The sequence below is a fragment of the Mycobacterium sp. genome, from assembly GCF_039583785.1.
In the GTDB taxonomy this organism is placed as follows: domain Bacteria; phylum Actinomycetota; class Actinomycetes; order Mycobacteriales; family Mycobacteriaceae; genus Mycobacterium.
This window is the reverse complement of sequence record NZ_JAVKSG010000021.1, coordinates 15,724-38,843: the sequence shown is the minus strand read 5'-3', so window position 1 is coordinate 38,843 and position 23,120 is coordinate 15,724. Positions and strand designations below refer to the sequence as shown.

Genomic DNA, 23,120 nt, shown 5'->3' with positions numbered 1-23,120 from the left:
GGTGCGCCGGGCCGACGTGCTGATCACCCTGCACTCCGGGCGCAGCTGGCGCGAGATTGGCGACGACGTGCGTCAGGCGCTGTCCGACGCGCTGCTGGATCCGGCGGGCTGGCACGTCGACCCGGTGGCCGACGACACCGCCGGGTTGGCTGCGGTCACGGCCGAGTTGCTCGCCGGACCGATCGGCGCGCTCGCCGAATCCCACCGCGGCGCGATCGAATTGGTGTCGATCGAGGGCGACCAGGTGAGTGTCCGGTTGTCGGGCGCCTGCCACGGATGTCCGGCGGCCGCTGGCACGCTACACGACAACCTGCAGCGTGAGCTGCGGCGACGGTCTGGCCGCAAAGTCCAGGTAATCAGCCACACCGCCTCCACTGCAATGCCTTTAAGACGTAGGATGTTGTCACCGACCGTCCGGACCTCGCCGCAAGACCGTAGGCTGCACGCTGTGACGGGGCAGACCATCGGCACCTTCGCAGACACACTGCGTCCGCTGAGTTCCGCGCTCGTTGCGACCGCGCGGCAGGTGTCCACGCGCCGATTGATCCTGACGGCCGTGGTGGTCGTCGCACTGATTGCGGTGGCCCTGCTCGTCCGGTTGCCGTCCGCGGTCGAGCTGAGAGACTGGTCGGCATCGATGGGTTCGTGGCTGCCGCTGGCCTTCCTGGGAGCCCACATCGTGGTGACCGTGTTGCCGTTTCCCCGTACAGCATTCACGTTAGCCGCCGGTATGCTGTTCGGACCGCTGCTCGGCGTGGTGCTGGCAGTGGCGGCCAGCACGGTCAGCGCGATGATTGCGCTGGCGCTGGTCCGGGCCGCCGGCTGGCAGCTCAATCGATTGGTGCGTCATCAGGCGGTCGAGAGGGTCGACGCTCGGCTACGCGAGCGCGGATGGGTTGCGGTGATCTCGCTGCGCCTGATTCCCGTGGTGCCGTTCGCGCCGCTGAACTACGCGGTCGGGGCTTCCGGAGTTCGAATGCTGGCCTATCTGTCGGCAACAGTGGCCGGCCTGCTGCCCGGTACGTCGGCCGTGGTGATCCTCGGCGATGCGCTCACCGGTCACGTCAACCCGCTGCTGTTCATGGTCTTGCTGTGCACGGGATTCGTGGGACTTGCGTTGTTCGCCTACGAAATTCGGCATTACCGTCGGCGCCATCAGCACGCCGCAGTAGGTCACGTCGACGATGCTGCCGAGACAGCTTTTTCGGGTTGATCAGCCTCAAGCCGACCGTGCAAAGCGGCCTGAAACCGAGACTGCCGGTACTGAAGCAACTCGCAAAGGCCCGACAATCAACTGCCAGCCCGCGCCGCGAAATCGGGGAGGCATCGCGGCAGCGAGTTCAGCCGATTGATCGCTGCGTTAGCCCTCGTCGTCACGTCGGTCCTCCACCAACTCGCGGACTTCCTGTTGGGTCTCGACCGTCGGCGGCGATCCCGGTAGCCGACGGCCGGCAACTTCCGGTGTGAACACAAGAGTCACCAGGCCCACCAGGCCCGCGACGATCAGCATGTACGCCGGCACCATGGGGTTGCCCGTGCTGGAAACCAGTGCTTGCGCGATCAGCGGCGTGGTCCCGCCCAATGCCGAGATCGAGACGTTGTAGGAGATCGCCAGCGCTCCGTTTCGGACGTTGGTCGGGAACAGGGCCGGCATCGTGGCAGGCGATGTGCTGTCGAAACACAGTTCCATCAGACCGATCAACAGCACACCCGCGAAGACCAGCAGGTAACCACGGCCGTTCCGGATGAGGGCGAAGGCGGGGATCGACACCAGGATCAGCAGCACGCAGCCTGTCCTCATTATCGGCTTGACCCCGATCCGGTCGGAGAGGGCGGCCACGAACACCAGCAGGATGGCCACGATGGTCAGGGTGCCGGTGATCATCGCCAGCCCGGCGGTGTGACCGATGTGGACAAAGACCTTCAGGTAGGTCGGTAGGTAGCCGGTGAGCAGGTAGTCCGCGGCGTTGGCGGTGTAGACCAGAGCGGCGCAGATCAGCATTGGCTTCCACTGCTCGGCGATGGTGCGCCGATAGTCACGTGAGTCGTCGTCGGGCGCCGCTTGTTGGTTTTCCCCTTGATAGGCGGGCGACTCTTGAAGTCGCATCCGGGTGAACACCGCGAACAGTCCGAGCGGTGCGCTGAGCACCAAAGGCACGCGCCACCCCCAGGTCAGCATGTCGTGGGCCGGCAGCCACGTCTGCAACCCGGTGACGATAAGGCCCGCGGCCACGAATCCGGCCAAGTTGCCCAGCGGCAGAAAACCGACCACCATCCCGCGTTTACGGTCCGGCGCCTGTTCGACGATGTAGGTCATCGCCCCGACATACTCACCGCCGGTCGATAAGCCCTGAAACACCCGAACGACAACCAACAGAATCGGCGCCCAGATGCCGATGGCGTCATAGCCCGGCAGTAGACCCGTGCCGGTGGTACCGACGGTCATCAGCGCGATGGTGATCACCAACACCCGCTTGCGACCAATGCGGTCGCCGAGCGGCCCGAAGACGATGCCGCCGATCGGCCGTACGACGAACGCGGCCGCCATCGTGCTGAAGGTGGCGATCAGGTGCGCCGCGCTGACGCTGCCACCGGGATAAAACACCTGCGCAATGGTGATGGCGACATAGCCGTAAACCCCGAAGTCGTACCACTCCATGAAGTTGCCGATGGACGCGCCCTTGAGCGACTGGCGCATCATCTCGGGATCGCTGACCTGGATCTCGTCGCGGGTCCATCGTCGCCGGCGCCGCCGACCCAGACCGGTAAGCCGCCGTGATGTGTTCATCGGCAGGGCAACTACCCGTTAGGTGGGCTTTTCAAAGCACATGTGATCAACGGCCGTGCGGCACGTCTGGCCGCCGCTTGTCGGCACGCTTCAGCCAGTCGGAGCTGCGCTCGGACCACGACCTTGAGCGTTGCCGCACCGACAATCCACCAGCCTCGGATAGCTCTTCGGCGACGCCCACCCGCTCACGTCACTGCTCCAGTTGGTGGTGCGCCGGGAGCGGGCCGTCGACCGGCCTGCGGGCATCCGCCTCCGCCTTGGCCACCGCCTCGACGATGGCCGGATCGGTCTCGGTGGAGAACCAGTCGGCGACGTCGCTGTCATCGCCGTGCACGGCTGGCGAGTCGTCGGGCGATGGCACGAACCGGAACACCCCGTCGTCGCCGGGAACCCCGAGCGACTTGTAAAACCCCTGCAACACGGTGCCGAAGTCGCTGGGCACCACCCACACCTTGTTGGCGTCGCCCTGGGCCATCTTCGGCAGGGTCTGCAAGTACTGGTAGGCAAGCATTTCCGGGGTGGGCCGGCCGGCCTTGATCGCGGCGAACGTCTTCTCGATCGCCTTGGCCTGCCCCTGCGCCTGCAGGTAGGCCGCCGCCCGGTCGCCCTGCGCGCGCAACATGCGGGACTGCCGGTCGGCCTCAGCGGCCAGGATCGCGGCCTGCTTGGCACCCTCAGCCGCCAGGATCTGCGACTGCTTCTCGCCTTCAGCTTGCGTGATCGACGCCTGGCGCATTCCCTCGGCCGTCAGAATCACCGCCCGCTTCTCTCGGTCGGCTTTCATCTGCTTTTCCATCGAAGCCTGGATCGACGGTGGCGGGTCGATGCTGCGCAGCTCCACTCGCGCGACCCGCAGCCCCCAACGTCCGGTGGCCTCGTCGAGCACGCCACGCAACTGGCCGTTGATCTGGTCGCGGGAGGTCAGCGTCTGCTCCAGCGTCATGCCACCGACCACATTGCGCAGCGTGGTGGTGGTCAGCTGTTCCACGCCGATGATGTAGTTGTTGATCTCGTAGACCGCGGCTTGGGGGTTGGTTACCTGGAAGTACACCACGGTGTCGATGTTGAGCGTCAAGTTGTCCTCGGTGATCACCGGTTGCGGCGGGAACGACACCACCCGTTCGCGCAGATCTATCCGGGCCCGGATCCGGTCGATGAATGGCACCAGCAAGATCAGCTGCCCGCTGGCCGTGCGGCTGTAGCGACCGAGCCGTTCGACCACGGCCGCCTCCGCCTGTGGAACCAACGCCACCGACTTCGCCACCACGATGACGGCGAACACCACCAGCGCAGCGAACAAAATCAGCCCGGCAGTTGCACCTTGCATTGGGATCTCCTAAAGCTCCGAGGGGATTACGGATTCCAGACCACCGCGGTGGCCCCATCGATACGCATGACGGTGACCTGTTCGCCGGGTTCGAACTGGTCACCCTCGTTCAACGGCCTCGCGGTCCATATCTGGCCGTCTACTTTGATCTGGCCCTCATCGCGGGCCACCCGATCGAGCACCAGCGCGCGCATGCCCTCCAGCGCCTCGATGCCTGTCGTCAGGCTGTTCGCAGGAGTCAGTCGTCGTCGCAGCGCCGGGCGGACCAGCGCCAGCAGCAGCACCGAGACCACCAGAAACACCACGCCGTCGGCCCAGATCGGCAGGTCCGCCAGCCAGCTGAAGCCGGCCGCGGCCAGCGCACCACCACCCAGCATGAGCAGGAACATGTCGCCGGTGAGAGCCTCGGCAGCGGCCAGGCCTAATCCGACGATGAGCCAGATCACGGCCACAGACATGCCGTCAGGATATCGCGTGACCGGCCCAGTCCACGGCGAACAACTAGACTGCGAATCCATGTGGTGCCCAAGCGCGACGCTCTCGGTATGGGCCAATGCCTGGTTGGCCGGCCAGGCCGCCCCCGACGATCTCCTCGACGCGTTATCGTGTTGGGCCCCAGCACAATCCGTTACCGCCTACGACGCGGTCGCGGCCGGGCACACTGGGCTGCCCTGGCCGGATATCCATGACACCGGCGTGGTCTCGCTGCTACAGACGCTGCGAACGGCCGCCGGACGCTCGTCGACGGGGATACCGTCGATCTCGGTGGTGCTGCCGATCCCCGGTGACGCCCGCGGGCTGGCCCCGGGAACTCAATTCGAAGCCGACGCCATGTCAGCCGGGGAGGCGGTGATCGTCACCCACCCAGACGATCCCGGGGTAGCCGTCGGATTGGTGCCCGAATTCCAGTACGACGAATCCGACGACGAACGCGTGCTACCCGAACTGGCCGCGCTGTCGTGGACGGTCTACTCGTTGCCCGGCGCCCCGGTGATCGACCACATCGAACTGGGCGAGGCAGAGTACGAGTTACGACTGGCAGTGCGATCCGCGGCGGACACCCTCACCGGCATCGGTCTCGGGTCTACCGGAATCGATGTCGACGATCCGCGTGCAATGGTGGAGCAGTTGCTGGAATCCGCTCGGCACCACCAGGTTCCCGAGCCGGCTCCCTCGCGCGCGGTGCGGGTGCTGGAGAACGCGGCACACGTCGACGCAATCATCACCGTCAGCACCGGGCTGAGCAGGGTCGGCACCCAGTCGTTGTCCGAGGCGCAGATCGCCACCGACGCGCTGCGGCCGCTGGCCGCTGTCGTGCGATCGGCGAGAATGGCAGCGCTCAGCGCGATTCTGCAGGCCGCCTGGCAGCGTTAGTTTTAGCCCGCTCCTCCTCGGGCCGACGCGGCCCGCATCGTCGTCGGGCCGGCTAGCTCGCGACGTCGGCGACGCAGTGCGGCGGACGGCACGGCTCGCCGTTGATGCCGGCCGTGCAGCCCGGTACCGGGTCTGCCCCGGCCACCCGTGCGGGCGCACGTCCGTACCGAAGTTCGTCGATCAGATCCACCGCCAGCCGGGCGAATCGCGGGTCGGCGTTGGGTGTGCTCACCCGCGCGAATGCGATACCGGCCGCGTCGGTTTGTTCGCGTAACTCGGTGTCGAGATCCCACACCACCTCGATGTGATCGGCGACGAACCCGATCGGGCAGACGACGACGGCGTTCGTGCCGGTCTCGGCAAGCGCGGCAACGTGATCGGCGATGTCGGGTTCCAGCCACGGCACCTGCGGTGGCCCTGACCGTGACTGCCAGACCACGTCGTAGTCGTCGTAGCCGGCGGCCGCCGCGACAAGCCCTGCGGCATAACGCACTTGGCGGCTGTACAGCCTCGGCCCGAGGCGGTCGTCCGCGGCGATCGGGACCGAATGCGCGGTGAAGACCAGCCTGGCACCGGCGGGCACCGTCGCCGCCGCGGCCGCGAGGTTGTCGGCGAACATCTCGACAAACAGCGGGTGGTCGAAGTAGCGCCGCAGCTTGACCAGTTCGGGCGCACCGGGGCCGGCGGCCCGCCGCGCGCGGTCGAGATCCTCGGAATACTGGGTGCAGCCGGAGTATCCGCTCCATGCCGACGTGCTGAATGCCGCCGCACGTCGAATGCCGTTGTCGCGCATGGTTGCAACAGCGTCTTCGACGTACGGTTCCCAGTTGCGGTTGCCGAAGTAGACCGGGATGTCCAACGCCGTCTGCAGTTGGGCGATCAGATCCCGGTTGATCTGGTTGATCGGTGAGACCCCGCCGAAATGCAGATAGTGCTGCGCCACTTCGTCGAGCCGTTCCGGTGGCACGTTGCGACCCTGGGTGACGTTCTCCAGGAACGGCCGGACCTGCTCCGGGCCTTCCGGCCCCCCGAAGGACAGCAGCAGAACTGCATCGAATTCCATTGTGCGCTATAGTAACTGAGTGCTGGCGCCGCCGTCGGCGTAGATGATCGTGCCGGTGGTGGCGGGCAGCCACTCCGACAGCAGCGCGCATACGGTCTTGGCCACCGGCGTCGGGTCTTTCATGTTCCATCCGATCGGGGCCCGCTGGTCCCAGCCCTGCTCGAGCAGCTGCATCTGGGCGCCGGCCTCGTCGCCGAGCGCGCCACCGACGATCGCGCTCATGGCCAGGGTACGGATCGGCCCGGCTGCAACAAGATTCGAGCGCACGCCGACCTTGCCGGCCTCGCGCGCAACGAACCGGTTCACCGATTCCAGCGCGCTCTTGGCCACCGTCATCCAGTTGTACGCCGGCATGGCCCGAGTCGGGTCGAAGTCCATCCCGACGATGGAGCCCCCGGGATTCATGATCGGCAACAACGCCTTGGCCAGCGATGCGTATGAATACGCCGAGATGTGAATGCCTTTGGCGACGTCCTCGTAGGGCGCGTCGAAGAACGGGTAGACGCCCATGCCAGTCTGCGGCATGAAGCCGATCGAGTGCACGACGCCGTCGAGCTTGTTACCCGTACCGATCTCGGCCGTCACCCGCTCGGCCAAGGTGTCCAGGTGCTTTTCGTCCTGCACGTCGAGTTCGATCAGTGGCGCCTTCTCCGGCAACCGGTCGGCGATGCGCTGGATCAGCCGCAGCCGGTCGAACCCGGTCAGCACCAACTGGGCGCCCGCTTCTTGCGCCACTTTGGCGATGTGGAACGCGATCGACGCGTCGGTGATGATCCCGCTGACCAGGATCCGTTTGCCTTCGAGCAGTCCTGCCATGTCCGTCCTAATCTTGTGCTGTCGTCAGTGGCCCATACCCATGCCGCCGTCGACCGGGATGACCGCGCCGGAAATGTAACTCGCATCCTCGGATGCCAGGAAGCTGACCGCCCCGGCGACTTCGGCGGCGGTACCGACCCGCTTGGCCGGAATGAAGTCCAGTGCACCCTCTTGGATGCGCTCGTCCAACGCGCGGGTCATGTCGGTGTCGATGTAGCCCGGAGCCACCACGTTGGCCGTCACGTTGGCTTTCGACAGCTCGCGCGAGATCGACCGGGCCATGCCGATCAGGCCGGCCTTGGAGGCCGCATAGTTTGCCTGGTTGCCAATGCCCCAGCTGCCCGACACCGAACCGATGAAGATCAACCGGCCGAACCGCTTTCGCTGCATGCTGCGCGACGCGCGCTGGACCACCCGGAACGCGCCGGTGAGGTTGGCGTCGACGACTTTTTCGAATCTCTCCTCGGTCATCCGGATCAGGAACGCGTCGGCGGAGACACCGGCGTTGGACACCACTACCTCGACCGGGCCCTGGTGCTCCTCGACGGCGGTGAAGGCGCGATCGACGGCGTCGTTGTCGGTGACATCGCACTCAACGCCGAACAGGCCCTCGGGCGCCCCGGATCCGCGGTGCGTGACCGCGACCTTGTGACCGTCAGCCGCCAACCGCTGCGCGATCGCCAGCCCGATGCCCCGGTTACCTCCGGTGACCAGCACCGAACGGGATACGAATGCCGGTCTGCCCCAGGCGGATGCACTCGCGGAGGTGTTCTCGGTGGCCGTGTCAGTCACCCCGCAAACCTAGCGCCTTGCCGCCGCGAGGCCGAAGCGGGGCCGTTTGGCCGCGGTCAACCTTCGGCCGGACGGGGGGTGGGGCCAACGGCTCCGCCCGCGCTGTCCAGGACCATGTCGACTGCCGCCTCGATGACGTCGTCATCGGGCACCGTGCCGAACATCAGCGACGGACAAGCGACCACGCCGGAGAGCATAGAGACAGCCGCTTCGAGCCGTGGGCCCTCGAAGGCTTCCGCGAGAATAATTCGGATCGGTCGTTGACCCTCGGCATTGATCTCGTTCCTGATCTGGCTCATCGTTTCGACCGCCGCCCATTGGGCCATCACGGCCAGCACTCGGTCGAGCCGCAGATCGAGCACTCCCTGCCGGAAAGTCCGGAGCTGCCAGATCAGATCGGTCCGGATGTTGCCGGTGCGCTCGTGATGCTTGACGTCCCGAAGCGCATCCAAGGCCAAGGCCGCGAGGTCGGATTTCAATGGCCAGTGCTTGTAGAGAGTGGTCTTCGAGTAGCCGGCCCTCTCGGCGACACGCGCATGCGTGAGAGCCTCGGACCCCTCGCCAGTCAGCACGTCGAAGGCCGTTCGCGCCACATCAGCCCGGGTCCGGGTGATCCGAACGTCCTCGCCTGGGTCGCCCGTGTGGCGGCCGTGGGCACGTGTCATGTGGGCGCCCTTCCCCCTGTCCGTGGCCCGGACGGATGCCGGCCATCTCACGAAACTACCCGATGAACGCATTAACCAGAAATATCACTGCGATCCACTAGTGGACTAAACGATCATTAGTGTACGGTGTTGTTTACCGTAACTCCGCTTGTTCAAAGGATCAACGATGACCCCTGAAGAACTGACCCACTCCCAATTCGACACGGTCTACAACTTGCTGTCCTTCTCGATCGCTGCGCAACTGTTCACCGCGATTTTTCTGCTGGCCGCGCAAGGACGGGTGTTGGCCCGCTACCGGCAAGCCGTGGTGATCTCCGCGATCGTCTGCGGCATCGCCGCCTACCACTACTTCCGCATCTTCGACTCGTTCAAGCAGGCTTTCGTCACCACCGCTGCGGGCGGACGCGGCACCTACGTCCAGGCAGCCGGGGAGTCTTTCAACGAGGCTTACCGCTACGTCGACTGGCTCCTCACGGTGCCTTTGCTGCTGACCGAGCTCGTCGTCGTACTGGCGCTGGCGAGCAAACTACAAAACTCTCTGCTCTACCGGCTCATCCCCGCATCGGCCCTGATGATCGCGCTGGGCTATCCCGGGGAGATCAGCGGTAACAATGCCGTACGCAACGTCTTTGGGCTGCTGTCGACGATCCCCTTCCTCTACATCCTGTATGTGCTGTTCGTCGAGCTCACCCGCTCGCTGGACCGCCAGCCCGAAGCCGTCCGCAGTACCGTCGGCGGAATTCGTTTCCTGCTGCTGGCCACCTGGGGCGTCTACCCGCTGGCATACATCATTCCCCTCTACGCATCCCATGCAGGAGCGACCGCGTGGGTGGCCAAGCAGGGCGGCTACTCGCTGGCCGACATCTTGGCGAAGTGCCTCTACGGCCTGCTGATCTACCGGATCGCCCGTCTGAAGTCCTACGCCGACGACCCGGTCTTCGCCGCCGAGGAAGGTACGCACCGAGTCCGGCCTCCGGCGAACCGCGCCACCGCGGGAGCGGCGTAGCGCGTACAGCCATGCGGCCTGCCCATCTCCCGACCACCGGAGCATTTTCGCGAAGACCACGAATCGATGTGGGCGCCTGGGCACCCCTGCGGAAAGCTGCCATCTGGTCGAGATTGGTACTGCTGGGCACGGTAGTCGTGGCGGGCGGTCACGTCGTGGGGCTGCCCGCCGTACCGACACCGCTCGTGCTGGCGGTCGCCGGTTTGGGACTGGTAGCCGGGGTCCCGCACGGAGCGGCAGACCACGCGATCGCCTACAGCCTGGCCGGTGACAAGCCCATGGTCCTGGTAATCGTCGGGTACGCCGGCGTTGCGGCCGGGGTATGGGCACTGCTGCGGTGGGCCGGTCCGGCGGCGTTGATCGCGGTGGTTGCACTGAGCGCCCTGCACTTCGGCCTCGGCGAGCTGGAGGTCGTGAACCCGCTCACCGGCTGGCGTCCGCCGATGCTGGTAGCTGTCGCTATCGTCGTCGCCGGATCCGGGGCGTTGGTGCTGCCCCTAGCTCACTGCGGCGTCCAGCTGCAGGCGGTGGCGAACACCGTCTCACCGGGTCTCGGAAGGGTACTCGGCTGGGCACCGATGCAAGCCAGCCTGGTAGTGATGTGGCTGCTCGCGGCGCTGATCGCGGTGACAGCTTCGCTGCGGTCCGTTCATCCCACGGTCGCCCTCGACGTCCTGATCCTCGGCGCTGTCGGGATGCTCGCGCCACCGCTCCTTGCGTTCGCCGTATGGTTCGGCGGCTGGCACTCGCTGCGCCACTGTGCGCGGACGCTGACAATCGAGCCGGGCTGCGCCGGCCTGCTGGCAGCAGACCGAGGGCGCGAGGCGGCTCTGAGACTGACCCGACTGGCCGCGATCCCATCGGTGGCAGCGTGGACGGCGTTGGCGGCACTTGGCTGGTTCACGGCGGCGGCTTCAAGCCCGACCGCGCTCGTGGCCGAGGTTTTGCGTCTGCTTCTCGCCCTGACGGTGCCACACGCGCTGGTCGTGCTCTGGGCCGACCGCGCTACCCACCGACCGCGCGCCAAACATGACTCGGTTTCCCCGGCGATATGCGCCGAAGCTGCTGGATCCACACCTTGAGGGGCACACCGCTGCCCGACGACCTGTTTTCGGACACCGTTCTGAGGGCGGCGTTCTCCTCGGTTACCCCAGATATGCCGGTCATCGGCACCTGCCTGCATTGGGCACTGACGATGGACCTCGGCGAACCGGAGGGAACGCCCGGCACCGGAATCGCCCAGCCTTGGTGCGCAACAGAGCTAGGTCGGCAACCGCCGGTTGATCAACAACGCGGCCAACGCGGCCAGCGCCAGCACCAGCGAACCCAGCCGCAGCCAACCGATGCTGGCATCGCCCCGGATCGTCTCGTAGCCAATCTGCTGCTGCAGCGAGGCGTAAACCTGCTTGAGCTCCTGCAGATTAGAGGCATCGTAGTGGGTGCCGCCGGACAGCTCGGCAACCTTTTTCATCGTGCTGTCATCCACCGGCACCGGCTGGCGCTGACCGTTGATTTCCACGAAGCCGTACGGGGTGCCGAACGAAATGGTCGAGATCGGCACGCCCTGGTCCTTGGCGGTGCGCGCCGCGGTGAACGCACCCTTGGGGTTGTCCGGGTTGGTCGGCATCGTCTCTTTGCCGTCGGAGAACAACACGATGCGCGCGGGCGGCGGGGTGTCGCCACCTCCGATCACCGCGCCGACGGTGGCGATGGCCTGCAGGGCGGTGAAGATGCCCTCACCGGTGGCGGTGCGGTCGGCGAACTGCAGCTTGTCCAGGGCGGCCTTGGTCGCATCACGGTTGGTGGTCGGCTGGACCAGCACGGTCGACGTCCCCGCATATGCGATCAGCCCGAGGTTGATCCCGGGCGTCAGCTCGCCGGCGAACTCCTTGGCCGCCACTTCGGCGGCAACCATCCGGTTGGGTTCGACATCGGTGGCCCGCATGGATTGCGAGACGTCGATGACGAGCATCACCACTGCGCGGTTACGCGGAATCCGGACATCATGCGTCGGCCCGGCCATCGCGATCGTTAACAGCAGCAACGACGCCATCAGCAGGATCGCCGAAAGGTGCCGCCAGCGCGTGGGTTGTTTGGGCGCAACGCTTTCCAACAGCTCCATGTTGGCGAACCGGAGCATCCGGCGGTGGCGGGCCAGCTGCGCGAAGACATACAGCGCGGCCAGGACCGCGATCACCAACAGGAACAGGAAGAACCACGGGTGGGCAAACCCGGACAACGTCATCGGCCCGAGTAAGGGCAATGTCATAGCAGACCTGTCTGTGCTGGCGACGATAGACAGTGCAGCGCGATCCGGTTGAGGCCGGTGCAGCGGCACCGCATTCCGGTGGTCGAGCTCGACTCGTGAACAGCGCGAGTCACTGGCGCCCCGCCAGTGCACCGCGTCGGCGGGATTCGACGAATCGGACGATGTCGGCGATCCAGTCCCGGTCAGTGCGCAGCGACAGCAGCGGCACCCCGCAGCTGCGCAACGTGCGGGACACGTCGGCGCGATGCGCCGCGGCGGCCTTCGCGAAGTCGTCGCGCAGTTGTTCGTCGATGGTGAACTCGCGGGACCGCCCGGACTCGGCGTCCTGCAGGATGACATCGCCGATGTCGGGCAACTCGACGTCGCGAGGGTCCAGGACCTCGATGCCGAGCACCTCGTGGCGGGCGGCGATCGCGCGCAGCGGCCGCATCCAGTTGATCGGGCCGAGGAAGTCGCTGACGATCACGGCCATCCCGCGGCGACGCTCGGGACGGCGCAACGCGTCGATGGCCACCGACAGATCGCCACGCACCCCCACCGGAGCCTTCGGCATCGTGGCGATGGTGCGCAGCAGCGTCTGCTCGTGCTGACGCCCGGAGCGAGCAGGTACGCGAGTTACCTTCTCGCCGTTGGCAATCAACGCACCGATCCGGTTGCCGCCACCACTGTTGAGGAATGTGATGGCGGCCGCGGCGGCCACCGCCAGATCACGCTTCTCGCAGACCGCGGTGCCGAAATCCAGGCTGGCCGACAGGTCGACGACCAGCCAGGTCTCGAGTTCGCGGTCGGCGATCATCTGCCGCACGTGCGGGTGGGTGGTCCGCGCCGTGACCGCCCAGTCCATCCGGCGCACGTCGTCGCCGGGCTGATACTCGCGTGACTCCCCCGGCTCCGAGCCCGGCCCCGGGATCAGGCCGAGGTGATCCCCGTGCAGGAGGCCGTCGAGCTTGCGTTTGACCGTGAGATCCAGGGTGCGCAGCGCCGCCGCCAGTTTAGTGTCGTCGATCAGCCCGCGCTGCATCGACGGCGGGCGGTTGGCCGCGGGCTGCTCCGCGGCGGAAGTGCTGTCGGTCACCGACCGCTGGCCGCCGCACCCGCGGACTGCATCGCCGCAGGCACCGAATGGCCTTGCTGCGGAACAGCATTCACCTGCGGCATACCAACAGTCTGCAGCACCCGATTGATCACGATCTCCGACGAGATCTCGTCGGCCAGTGCGTCGTAGGTGAGCACCAAGCGGTGGCGCAGCACATCGGGGATCACCTCCACGATGTCCTGCGGGATCACGTAATCGCGACCGCGCACCAGCGCCAGCGAGCGCGACGCCGCGATGATGCCCAGCGAGGCACGCGGCGATGCACCGAAGGAGATCCAGCTCTTGACGTCGTTCATGCCGAGTTGCTCGGGATGGCGGGTGGCTGTGACGACGCGAACCACGTAGTCGACCAGCGCGTGGTGGACGAAGTTGTTCGCGGCGAGTTCCTGTAGCCGCAACAGGTCGCCGGTCTCGAGGATCTGCTTGGGCTCCGGCGGCTTGACGCCCATCCGGTAGATGATCTCGCGCTCTTCCTCCGGAGACGGGTAGCTGACGTTGATCTTGAACAGGAAGCGGTCGCGCTGCGCTTCGGGCAGCGGATAGACACCTTCATGCTCGATCGGGTTCTGGGTGGCCATTACCAGGAACGGATTGGGCAGTGGAAATCTCTTGCCCCCGATCGACACCTGTCGCTCCTGCATGACCTCCAGCAGCGCGGACTGCACCTTGGCCGGCGCACGGTTGATCTCGTCGGCGAGCAGGAAGTTGGCCACGACCGGGCCGAGTTCGGTGTCGAACTCTTCCTTGCCCTGCCGGTAGATGCGGGTACCGATGATGTCGGTGGGTACCAGGTCAGGAGTGAACTGGATGCGCGCGAACGTTCCGCCGACCACCTTGGCGAAGGTCTCCACGGCCAGGGTCTTGGCGACACCGGGTACACCCTCGAGCAGCACGTGGCCTTTGGACAGCAGACCGACGAGCATCCGCTCGACGAGCTGGTCTTGGCCGACGATGATCCGTTTGACCTCGAAGATGGCCCGCTCCAAGGTATGCACCTCGGCCGCCAAGCCGTTGCCACCACCGCCGGGGGCCGCGTGCGCGGGTGCCGTCGAAGACCTGCCCGGACCCGAGTAACCGCTGGTGCCCGGCGGCGGCCCGCCTGCTGATGTCATCGATTACCCTCCACGGCTCAACCTTCCAACGATCAATCAGACACGATCGCTCGCACCACGAACGTCGCGGGGCAGCGGCGTGCCCTGGTTCAACTATTCCAGGCCACCCGGAATCCGTCGACGTGGCCCGCCTGGCGACGATGCATTCCGCGGAGCGGACTGCGAAGAAGCCGGGCCATCAGACCCGCTCAGTACTCAATGATCCGGGTCAGGAACGGCGTCATACCCGATTTGCGGACCGGGCTGATGGTGACTTTGCCGGCGCTGCCCGACGCCTCCAGCATCTGGCCGTTGCCCAGGTAGATGGTGACGTGCTGGCCACCACCCGGGCCGTAGAAGATCAGGTCGCCGCGCTTGGCCTGCGACGGCGGGATGTGGCGGCCGGCGTTGTACTGGTCACCGGAGAACCTCGGCAGCAGCACCCCGACCCCGGCAAAGCTGTACCGGACCAGGCCCGAGCAGTCGAAGCCGACCGTGTTGGCGCCGGAGTCGATGCCTTTACTCGGCCCGTTGGGCGTGCCGCCACCCCACGAGTACGGCACACCCATCTGCGACGAACCGCGCCGGATCACGTATTCCACCGCCTGCCGGCCGTAGACCCGCGGTATCCCGTTCGCGCCGGTGCTGGGTGTACCGCCCAGGTTGATTCCCAGGCCACTGAGGAACTGCTGCCCCAATCCGAGCGTCGTCTGGGTGGCGCTGGCAGTGGCCTGCAGCGACTGGTTGGCAAGGGCCACCGGGTCACCTGGCGCGCCGGCGCTGACCGTCGGCGGCAGGGTCGGATCCCACGCGCCGTCCTCGGCCACAGCGGGAGCGGCCAGCCCGATCAGCAGGCTGACGGCCGCCAGCACCGGCCAGGCCACTCTGGTCCGGCGCACCGCTCTGGAATCTGTAAACCCTTGGCGCATGAATCCTTTCAACGCGTCAGTATTCGATGTAACGGACCACGTAGGGCGTCATGCCGCTGGTGCGCACCGGTGCGACCCGAACCTTCAGGCCGACGTCGGGCGCCTCGAGCATCTGGCCCTGGCCCAGGTAGAGCGTCACGTGCTGGCTACCGCCGGGGCCGTAGAAGATCACGTCACCGCGGCGCATCTGCGAGGCCGGGATCTTGCGGCCCAGCTCGTACTGCGAACCGGAGTAGTGCGGCAGCTTGATGCCGACGCCGGCGAACGAGTACAGCACCAGGCCGGAGCAGTCGAAGCCGACGGTGCCCGAGCCCGAACCGATTCCCTTGCTGGGTCCGGCGGCGTTGCCACCACCCCACGAGTAGGGCACACCCAACTGCGACAGACCGCGCCGGATCACGTATTCGGACGCCTGCCGACCGTAGACCCGCGGAATCTTTCCGTTGGTGAAACCGGTTGGGGTGGGGGCCAATCCCAGTTGCTGCAGGAAGCTGCGGCCCATGTTGGAGGTGGCTTCCGATGAGGTCGACATCGTCCCGAGGACCTTGTTGAGAATCGCGATCGGGTCACCGGGCACGTTGGCGCTGGGCACCATCGGCAGTGTGGGGTCCCACCCGCCATCCCAGTTGGCGCCGTTGCCTTTCGGCCGGTTGGGCGAGCCCGGCGCGACCGGGTCCCACCGGTCAGACCCAGATCTCGACGCCGCCCGCTGTCCGGCATCCGGTCCGCCCGCGGATGCCGACCAATTGCGGGCGGCGTCGAGTCTGGATTGGGCCGCATTGCGTTCATCGGCCAGTCGAGTGACTTCTTGCTGCTGCTCGCCGAACTTGCGGTGGGCGTCGGTCAGCGCCGCCACCGCCGCGTTCTGGCTGGCTTGCGCGTCGCCAACGGCTTTGTCGGCCTTCTGCTTTGCCAGCCGCGCCCTGGATTCCTTGTTCAGCTGCTCGGTACGGGCGCGCTGCAAGTTGTCCATCGCCTGCTGCGAGCTGGCGGCCAGCGCCTGGCCGGCCGCCGCGGTCGCGATCATGTCGTCGGGGTTCTTCGCGGTGAGGTAGCTGTCCGCGGGGCCGTTGACGTAGCTGGCTACGGCGAAGCGGTCGAATCGCTTCTGCGCGGCGGCAATTGCGGCGTCGGCGTCGTTAACCGACGCCTGGCTGGCTGCGACGTCGTGTTGTGCGGCCGCCGCGTTGTCGCGCGCCGTCTCGACATCGACCACCGCTTTGTTGACGCTTTCTTCCTCAGTCTGGATCTGCGCGTTGAGATCCTGCAGGCGCTGGTTGGCCTGCGCGACATCGGCGATCAATGTGGCCATCGAGTCCGGGTCGGCTTCGGCCAGACCAGGCGTGCCCAGCAACAGGGCCACGCTGAGCACTGTTGGACCCAGTCGATGGGTGAGCGTGGTCGCCAATCGGACAGACGAGCCGCGGCGGTTGCGTCTCATTCGACTCGGGTCTCCTTGGCTCAACGCGGGACGGATGGCGCTACCATTCCGAGCCCCCAGTTATCACCGGAAGCACGAACAAACCAATACATCCCCTGCACCGTAAGTCACATCTGACCCAGTGGAAACTTAAGTCACAGACTACAAGCTTGTTATTATGAAAACTGTGACCCTACGGTGACATCATTAATTTGCCCGCGTCCGCGGTGTAAGCACCGGGGCTATCCAACACGCGACGAATACAGCGAGTTAGGCACCGCGATCGGCGTCTTCAACGGACGAAGCAGCGTTGTCGCTCGACGTTGCTGAGCGTTTTGCCCGAAGTTGCATGTATCGGGTCCCGACGACGGCCGCCAATACCCCGATCAGCACCACGATGGTGAATGGCGTCCAGGGGAATTGCGGCGTCTCGAGCTGGTGCAGAAAATTCTGCGCCGACAGCAGCGTATTGCCGGTTTTGGCGTGATCCTCGCCGATCTCCAGCGTCGACCGCGGAAAGTGCGTGCTGTAGGTGCCGACGTAGTTCGGGCTGAGCACCAAGACAGTCGCGTCGGGATGCTGGGAGCCGACGACGGTGGCGATGTCACGCAGCGGGGTGTCGTTCGGCGGATTGCGATCCAGCACGACGATCTTCAAATCGATGCCATGATCGTGGGCTTGCTCGACCAACTCGATCAGGCCGGGCGCCACCGAAGACGGCGCGCTGATGTTCCCCGCGGCGATTTGATACTGAACGATCGACAGGCAGTCGTCAGGCTTGGTCGCCGGATCGACACCGAGGGTGCCGCAGATCTCGCCCGGTATGTAGAGCGGCGCGTGCGGGGTGGTCACGGACAGAACCGTACCGCCTGACGACGCGGGCGTCACAGCAGGCAGTCGGCGAAAAAAGCGGAAGTTTTCGGCCCTGTCGGATTGCAGGACAAGCGTACTGTTAGAGTTGCGAGTGCGCGTCGACACGGCCCGTCGGCGAGCAGAACCAGCGGCGCTGTCGCACATGCGGCAGCTGTGTCCGAGCCGGGCGCAGGGGTCGCCGCCAACCAGACAGATCTCGGGAGTTGATGTGAGCAGCAAAGATTCGGTGAATTCATTCGGAGCCCGCGACACCTTGACGGTCGGCGGCAACAGTTACGAGATCTATCGGTTGGACGCGGTTCCGGGCACGGAGAAGCTTCCCTACAGCTTGAAAGTTCTCGCCGAGAACTTGCTGCGCAACGAAGACGGCAGCAACATCACCAAGCGGCACATCGAGGCCATCGCGAACTGGGATCCCAGCGCCGAACCCAGCATCGAAATTCAGTTCACGCCCGCGCGGGTGGTGATGCAGGACTTCACCGGCGTCCCGTGTGTAGTCGACCTGGCCACCATGCGCGAAGCTGTCGGCGGACTGGGCGGCGACCCGGAGAAGGTCAATCCCCTCGCCCCCGCCGAACTGGTGATCGACCACTCGTTGATCCTGGACGTGTTCGGCACCGCGGATGCCTTCGAGCGCAACGTCGAACTCGAGTACGAGCGCAACGGCGAGCGCTACCAGTTCCTGCGATGGGGCCAGAGCGCATTCGACGACTTCAAGGTGGTGCCGCCGGGTACCGGCATCGTGCACCAGGTCAACATCGAATACCTGGCCCGCACGGTGATGACGCGCGCAGACGCGCACGGAACAGTAGCGGCCTACCCGGACACCTGCGTGGGCACCGACAGCCACACCACGATGGTCAACGGCCTGGGTGTGCTCGGCTGGGGCGTGGGCGGTATCGAGGCCGAGGCCGCCATGCTGGGCCAGCCCGTCTCGATGCTGATCCCGCGTGTGGTCGGGTTCAAGCTGACCGGTGAGATCAAGCCGGGCGTCACCGCGACCGACGTGGTGCTGACTGTCACCGAGATGCTGCGCAAGCACGGCGTGGTCGGCAAATTCGTCGAGTTCTACGGCGCCGGTGTGGCCGAGGTACCGCTGGCCAACCGCGCCACACTGGGCAACATGAGCCCCGAATTCGGCTCCACCGCAGCCATTTTCCCGATCGACGAAGAGACCATCAAATACCTGACGTTGACCGGCCGCACCGACGAGCAGTTGGCTCTGATCGAGGCCTACGCCAAGCAGCAGGGCATATGGCACGACGCCGACCACGAGCCGAAGTACTCCGAGTACCTTGAACTCGACCTGTCCACCGTGCTGCCGTCGATCGCCGGGCCAAAGCGCCCCCAAGACCGAATCCTGTTGTCGGAAGCCAAGGTTGCGTTCCGCAAGGACATCCACAACTACGTCGAGGGGAACCGCCAAACTCCCGAGACGGCCCTGGACGAAGCGGTCGCGGAGTCGTTCCCGGCCAGCGACTCGGTGGCACTGTCGTTTGCCGACGACGGAGCCGTCGACGTGACGCCCAGCGCGGCCAACGGCCGCGATGGACGTCCTACCAAACCGGTGCAGGTCAGTACGGCGGATCACGGCAACTTTGTTCTCGACCACGGCGCGGTCGTCGTCGCGGGCATCACGTCGTGCACCAACACGTCCAACCCCGAGGTGATGCTCGGCGCGGCGTTGTTGGCCCGCAACGCCGTCGAGAAGGGCCTGACCTCCAAGCCCTGGGTGAAGACCAACATGGCGCCGGGTTCGCAGGTGGTCACCGACTACTACAACAAGGCCGGGCTGTGGCCCTACCTGGAGAAGCTGGGCTTTTACCTCGGCGGCTACGGATGCACCACCTGCATCGGCAACACCGGTCCACTGCCCGACGAAATCTCCAAGGCGATCAACGACAACGACCTGTCGGTCACCGCGGTGCTGTCCGGCAACCGCAACTTCGAAGGCCGCATCTCCCCCGACGTCAAGATGAACTACCTGGCGTCGCCGCCACTGGTGGTCGCCTACGCCATTGCCGGAACCATGGACTTCGACTTCGAGAATGACCCACTGGGGTCAGACGAAGACGGCAACGACGTGTTCCTGAAGGACATCTGGCCGACCACCGAGGAGATCCAGGAGACTATCGCGTCATCGATCAACCGCGACATGTTCGTCAGCTCCTACGCCGACGTGTTCTCCGGCGACGAGCGCTGGCGCTCGCTGCCGACACCGGAGGGCAACACCTTCGAGTGGAGCGACAGCTCCACCTACGTGCGCAAGGCGCCGTATTTCGACGGCATGCCCGCCGAGCCCGAGCCGGTGTCCGACATCAAGGGTGCCAGAGTCCTTGCTCTGCTGGGTGATTCGGTGACCACCGACCACATCTCGCCGGCCGGAAGCATCAAGCCGGGCACGCCGGCGGCGCTGTACCTCGACGAGCACGGCGTGCATCGCAAGGACTACAACTCGCTCGGTTCGCGGCGCGGCAATCACGAGGTGATGATCCGCGGCACGTTTGCCAACATCCGGCTCAGCAACCAAGTGCTCGCGGGGTTGGGCGAGGTCGTCCCTGGCGGCTACACCCGCGACTTCACCCAGGATGGCGGCCCGCAGGCCTTCATCTTCGATGCAGCGCAAAACTATGCGGCACAAGACATTCCACTGGTCGTACTGGGCGGCAAGGAGTACGGCTCCGGATCGTCACGGGACTGGGCGGCCAAGGGCACCCGGCTGCTCGGGGTGCGCGCGGTGATCACCGAGTCGTTCGAACGCATCCACCGGTCCAACCTGATCGGGATGGGCGTCATTCCGCTGCAGTTCCCGGCGGGCAAGTCAGCCAAGGACCTTGGCCTGGATGGCACCGAGGTGTTCGATATCACCGGAATCGAGGAGCTCAACAAGGGTAAGACGCCCAAGACCGTGCATGTGAAAGCCACCAAAGATGGCGCCGAAGCAATCGAATTCGACGCCGTGGTGCGCATCGACACTCCTGGCGAAGCCGATTACTACCGCAACGGCGGCATCCTGCAGTACGTGCTGCGTAACATGCTCAAGTCGAACTAGTTTGAGGGGTTAGTGGAGCTGAGCGGCCGTGCCCAAGGTCAGTCAGGATCATCTGGCGGCCCGGCGCCGTCAGATCCTTGACGGCGCCCGCCGCTGCTTCGCCGAGTTCGGCTATGACGGAGCAACGGTGCGCCGCCTCGAGCAGGCGATCGGTTTGTCGCGGGGCGCGATCTTCCATCACTTCCGCGACAAGGACACGCTGTTCTTCGAGCTGGCGCACGAGGACGCCGAGCGGATGGCCGACGTCGCGTCGCGTGCGGGTCTGGTGCAGGTGATGCGCGACATGCTGGCGGCACCCGAACAGTTCGACTGGCTCGCCACGCGATTGGAGATCGCGCGAAAGCTGCGCCACGACCCGGAGTTCAACAAGGAGTGGACCGACCGGTCAGCGGACCTGGCGGCAGCGACGATCGAGCGCTTGCGTCGGCAGAAGCAGGCCGGCCGGGTACGCGACGACGTTCCCAGCGACGTGCTGCAGTGCTATCTGGACCTGGTGCTGGACGGGCTGGTGGCCAAGGTGGCCTCCGGTGAAAATACCCAGTTGCTCACCGCCGTCCTCGATCTGGTCGAGGGCTCCGTCCGCCAGAGCTAATTCGACGCGCGCTCAACGCGTGCGGGCGCGGTGGTTGGGACCGCCGCGACTGCGCATCGTGGTGCCGGATTCGCGCAGCATGCTGTGGATCGATCCGTAAGACCTACCGGTCGACACGACCAGCGTCCGAATGCTGGCTCCGCCTTCGTAGGCGCTGCGCAATTCACGCAGAAGCTGATCCCGCGGCTTCGTCGATTTCCTCATCGGCCCCTCCCCGCTTGAACGTCGAGCCCTAGGAACACAGGCTATGAACCCGGGTTAACCTGCGGGGCGGATTGGCCAAATCCTGTGCTACGGCGCGAAAATTGCGCCGCGTCGATCAGGCCAGCTCGATGAGATCGCGGTATTCGTCGGACCAATGGTCCTCGGTTCCATCCGGCAGCAGGACGACCCGTTGCGGGTCGAGCGCTTCGGCGGCACCCGGGTCGTGCGTGACAAGGACGACGGCTCCGGTGTAGCTGCGCAGGGCATCAAGGACCTGCTCGCGCGACGCCGGGTCGAGGTTGTTGGTCGGCTCGTCGAGCAGCAACACGTTGGCCGTCGAGGCCACCAGCCCGGCGAGCGCCAACCGGGTCTTCTCGCCGCCGGACAGCGTGCCGGCCGGTTGGTCGAGCTGGGCGCCGGTGAACATGAACGCGCCGAGCAGGCCACGCAGGTCCTGCTCACCGGAATCAGGCGCGGCGTGGCGAATGTTCTCCCATACGCTGGCGGCGTCGTCGAGGGTGTCGTGCTCCTGCGCGAAATAGCCGATTTTCACACCATGCCCGGGCTCAATCGTCCCGGCATCGGCTTGTTCGACACCGGCCAGCAACCGCAACAGCGTCGTCTTGCCGGCACCGTTGAGACCGAGCACCACCACCCGAGAACCCCGGTCGATGGCCAGATCGACTCCGGTGAAAATCTCCAGCGAGCCGTAGGTCTTCGTCAGACCGGATGCGGTCAGCGGTGTGCGCCCGCACGCCGAGGGGCTGGGGAACTTGATCCGAGCCACTTTGTCGGCCACCCGCTCGTCGTCGAGGGCGGCTATCATCCGATCGGCACGGCGCAGCATGTTCTGCGCCGCAACGGCTTTGGTCGCTTTGGCGCCCATCTTCGCGGCCTGGGCCCGCAATGCGGTGGCCTTGCGTTCGGCGTTGGCGCGCTCGCGGCGGCGCCGCTGCTCGTCGGTGGCGCGAGCGTCGAGATACTTCTGCCAGCCCATGTTGTAGACGTCGGCTTCGCCGCGGACCGCGTCGAGGAACCAGACCCGGTTCACCACGTCAGCCAGCAGGTCGACGTTGTGGCTGATGACCACGAGCCCACCGGCGTGGTTGCGCAGGAAGTCGCGCAGCCAGCCGACCGAGTCGGCGTCGAGGTGGTTGGTCGGCTCGTCGAGCAGCAACGTGGTGGCCGACCCCGAACCGGTGTCGGATGCGGCGAACAGGATGCGGGCCAACTCCACTCGGCGGCGCTGGCCGCCGGACAGGGTGCGCAACTGCTGGGTCAGGACGCGGTCGGGCAGCCCAAGGCTCGCGCAGATGCGGCCCGCTTCGCTTTCCGCGCCGTAGCCGCCGAGCGCGGCGAAGCGCTCTTCGAGTTGGCCGTAGCGACGGATGGCACGATCGCGCACGTCGTCGTCGGCGACTTCGGCCATCAGCGCCTGTTGCTTCTCCAGGTCGGTGAGCAGGGTGTCCAGACCGCGCGCCGACAGCACCCGGTCGCGGGCCAGCACATCGAGGTCGCCCTCTTTGGGATCCTGCGGCAGGTAACCGATCTCGCCGGTGCGTGTCACGGCTCCGGCGTACGGCTCCCCCTCGCCGGCGAGGATGCGCAGCGTCGTGGTCTTGCCCGCGCCGTTGCGGCCGACCAGCCCGATCCGATCGCCGGGCTGGATCCGCAGTGCCGGCCCGTCGGCATACAGGAGAGTGCGCGCACCTGCGCGGACCTCCAGGTCCGTAGCCGTGATCACGGTCAGTCTCCTTGCGCGG

The 23,120-nt window shown here is 66.0% G+C and carries 21 protein-coding genes and 2 pseudogenes; 8 read left to right on the top strand and 15 right to left on the bottom strand.

Going from position 1 to position 23,120, the window contains the following annotated elements:
* Position 1: 1 nt before the first annotated feature.
* A pseudogene (locus ABDV69_RS09400) lies at positions 2-295 on the top strand (NifU family protein); the annotation flags it as partial.
* 168 nt (positions 296-463) lie between these two features.
* Positions 464-1,213, top strand: a complete 750-nt coding sequence (locus ABDV69_RS09395) for a TVP38/TMEM64 family protein (RefSeq protein ID WP_343573508.1) — start codon at positions 464-466, stop codon at positions 1,211-1,213.
* A gap of 147 nt (positions 1,214-1,360) precedes the next feature.
* Here ABDV69_RS09395 and ABDV69_RS09390 read toward each other — a convergent pair whose 3' ends face one another.
* The 3 genes from ABDV69_RS09390 to ABDV69_RS09380 all read right to left on the bottom strand — a co-directional run bounded on the left by ABDV69_RS09390 (position 1,361) and on the right by ABDV69_RS09380 (position 4,573).
* Positions 1,361-2,698, bottom strand: coding sequence for an MFS transporter (locus ABDV69_RS09390; RefSeq protein ID WP_343573506.1), 1,338 nt, complete (start codon positions 2,696-2,698; stop codon positions 1,361-1,363).
* Between the two features lie 280 nt (positions 2,699-2,978).
* The gene (locus ABDV69_RS09385; protein WP_343573482.1) at positions 2,979-4,115 is read right to left on the bottom strand and encodes an SPFH domain-containing protein; all 1,137 of its coding nucleotides are present in this window, start codon (positions 4,113-4,115) and stop codon (positions 2,979-2,981) included.
* A 26-nt stretch (positions 4,116-4,141) separates the two neighbouring features.
* Entirely contained in the window at positions 4,142-4,573 is a 432-nt protein-coding gene (locus ABDV69_RS09380; protein WP_343573480.1) for an NfeD family protein, read from the bottom strand.
* Between the two features lie 58 nt (positions 4,574-4,631).
* Between ABDV69_RS09380 and ABDV69_RS09375 the strand changes: the two genes are divergently transcribed.
* Complete coding sequence (locus tag ABDV69_RS09375; RefSeq protein WP_343573505.1) at positions 4,632-5,489, top strand: hypothetical protein; 858 nt, start codon at positions 4,632-4,634, stop codon at positions 5,487-5,489.
* Between the two features lie 52 nt (positions 5,490-5,541).
* Here the strand turns inward: ABDV69_RS09375 and ABDV69_RS09370 are convergent, their stop codons facing one another.
* From ABDV69_RS09370 to ABDV69_RS09355, 4 genes are read right to left on the bottom strand one after another with little or no spacing between them, the layout of a single operon-like run.
* Positions 5,542-6,552 (bottom strand): ferrochelatase, encoded by a 1,011-nt coding sequence (locus ABDV69_RS09370; RefSeq protein ID WP_343573478.1) that lies wholly within the window; start codon positions 6,550-6,552, stop codon positions 5,542-5,544.
* Between the two features lie 6 nt (positions 6,553-6,558).
* The gene (gene inhA, locus ABDV69_RS09365; protein ID WP_343573476.1) at positions 6,559-7,368 is read right to left on the bottom strand and encodes an NADH-dependent enoyl-ACP reductase InhA; all 810 of its coding nucleotides are present in this window, start codon (positions 7,366-7,368) and stop codon (positions 6,559-6,561) included.
* A gap of 24 nt (positions 7,369-7,392) precedes the next feature.
* Entirely contained in the window at positions 7,393-8,160 is a 768-nt protein-coding gene (fabG1, locus tag ABDV69_RS09360; protein ID WP_343573474.1) for a 3-oxoacyl-ACP reductase FabG1, read from the bottom strand.
* 56 nt (positions 8,161-8,216) lie between these two features.
* Positions 8,217-8,825: a TetR family transcriptional regulator gene (locus ABDV69_RS09355; protein WP_343573472.1), complete on the bottom strand. Its 609-nt coding sequence runs from the start codon at positions 8,823-8,825 to the stop codon at positions 8,217-8,219.
* A 166-nt stretch (positions 8,826-8,991) separates the two neighbouring features.
* On the opposite strand from ABDV69_RS09355, the gene ABDV69_RS09350 reads away from it, so the two are divergent.
* The 3 genes and pseudogenes from ABDV69_RS09350 to ABDV69_RS09340 form a co-directional block, all read left to right on the top strand.
* The gene (locus ABDV69_RS09350; RefSeq protein WP_343573470.1) at positions 8,992-9,831 is read left to right on the top strand and encodes a bacteriorhodopsin; all 840 of its coding nucleotides are present in this window, start codon (positions 8,992-8,994) and stop codon (positions 9,829-9,831) included.
* A gap of 137 nt (positions 9,832-9,968) precedes the next feature.
* Complete coding sequence (locus tag ABDV69_RS09345; RefSeq protein WP_343573469.1) at positions 9,969-10,913, top strand: Brp/Blh family beta-carotene 15,15'-dioxygenase; 945 nt, start codon at positions 9,969-9,971, stop codon at positions 10,911-10,913.
* Positions 10,914-10,924: 11 nt separating this feature from the next.
* Positions 10,925-11,023, top strand: a pseudogene (locus tag ABDV69_RS09340) (hypothetical protein); the annotation flags it as partial.
* 69 nt (positions 11,024-11,092) lie between these two features.
* On the opposite strand, the gene ABDV69_RS09335 reads toward ABDV69_RS09340, so the two are convergent.
* From ABDV69_RS09335 to ABDV69_RS09310, 6 genes are all read right to left on the bottom strand, one after another.
* A complete protein-coding gene (locus ABDV69_RS09335; RefSeq protein ID WP_343573468.1) occupies positions 11,093-12,100 on the bottom strand; it encodes a VWA domain-containing protein in 1,008 nt (335 codons plus the stop codon).
* A 109-nt stretch (positions 12,101-12,209) separates the two neighbouring features.
* Complete coding sequence (locus tag ABDV69_RS09330) at positions 12,210-13,121, bottom strand: DUF58 domain-containing protein (RefSeq protein ID WP_343573503.1); 912 nt, start codon at positions 13,119-13,121, stop codon at positions 12,210-12,212.
* A 50-nt stretch (positions 13,122-13,171) separates the two neighbouring features.
* On the bottom strand, positions 13,172-14,308 hold the full coding sequence (locus ABDV69_RS09325; RefSeq protein ID WP_343573466.1) for a MoxR family ATPase: 1,137 nt from the start codon (positions 14,306-14,308) through the stop codon (positions 13,172-13,174).
* A gap of 188 nt (positions 14,309-14,496) precedes the next feature.
* Complete coding sequence (gene ripB / locus ABDV69_RS09320) at positions 14,497-15,186, bottom strand: NlpC/P60 family peptidoglycan endopeptidase RipB (RefSeq protein WP_343573465.1); 690 nt, start codon at positions 15,184-15,186, stop codon at positions 14,497-14,499.
* 46 nt (positions 15,187-15,232) lie between these two features.
* On the bottom strand, positions 15,233-16,657 hold the full coding sequence (gene ripA / locus ABDV69_RS09315) for an NlpC/P60 family peptidoglycan endopeptidase RipA (RefSeq protein WP_343573464.1): 1,425 nt from the start codon (positions 16,655-16,657) through the stop codon (positions 15,233-15,235).
* A 249-nt stretch (positions 16,658-16,906) separates the two neighbouring features.
* Positions 16,907-17,461, bottom strand: coding sequence for a DUF6676 family protein (locus ABDV69_RS09310; protein ID WP_343573501.1), 555 nt, complete (start codon positions 17,459-17,461; stop codon positions 16,907-16,909).
* Positions 17,462-17,717: 256 nt separating this feature from the next.
* Between ABDV69_RS09310 and acnA the strand changes: the two genes are divergently transcribed.
* Positions 17,718-20,561, top strand: coding sequence for an aconitate hydratase AcnA (gene acnA / locus ABDV69_RS09305; protein WP_343573462.1), 2,844 nt, complete (start codon positions 17,718-17,720; stop codon positions 20,559-20,561).
* Positions 20,562-20,589: 28 nt separating this feature from the next.
* A complete protein-coding gene (locus tag ABDV69_RS09300) occupies positions 20,590-21,153 on the top strand; it encodes a helix-turn-helix domain-containing protein (RefSeq protein WP_343573461.1) in 564 nt (187 codons plus the stop codon).
* Between the two features lie 12 nt (positions 21,154-21,165).
* On the opposite strand, the gene ABDV69_RS09295 is transcribed toward ABDV69_RS09300, so the two are convergent.
* Positions 21,166-21,357 carry a helix-turn-helix domain-containing protein gene (locus ABDV69_RS09295; protein ID WP_343573459.1) on the bottom strand — a complete coding sequence of 64 codons (192 nt, stop codon included), beginning with the start codon at positions 21,355-21,357 and terminating at the stop codon, positions 21,166-21,168.
* A gap of 115 nt (positions 21,358-21,472) precedes the next feature.
* Complete coding sequence (locus ABDV69_RS09290) at positions 21,473-23,101, bottom strand: ABC-F family ATP-binding cassette domain-containing protein (protein ID WP_343573458.1); 1,629 nt, start codon at positions 23,099-23,101, stop codon at positions 21,473-21,475.
* Between the last annotated feature and the right edge of the window lie 19 nt (positions 23,102-23,120).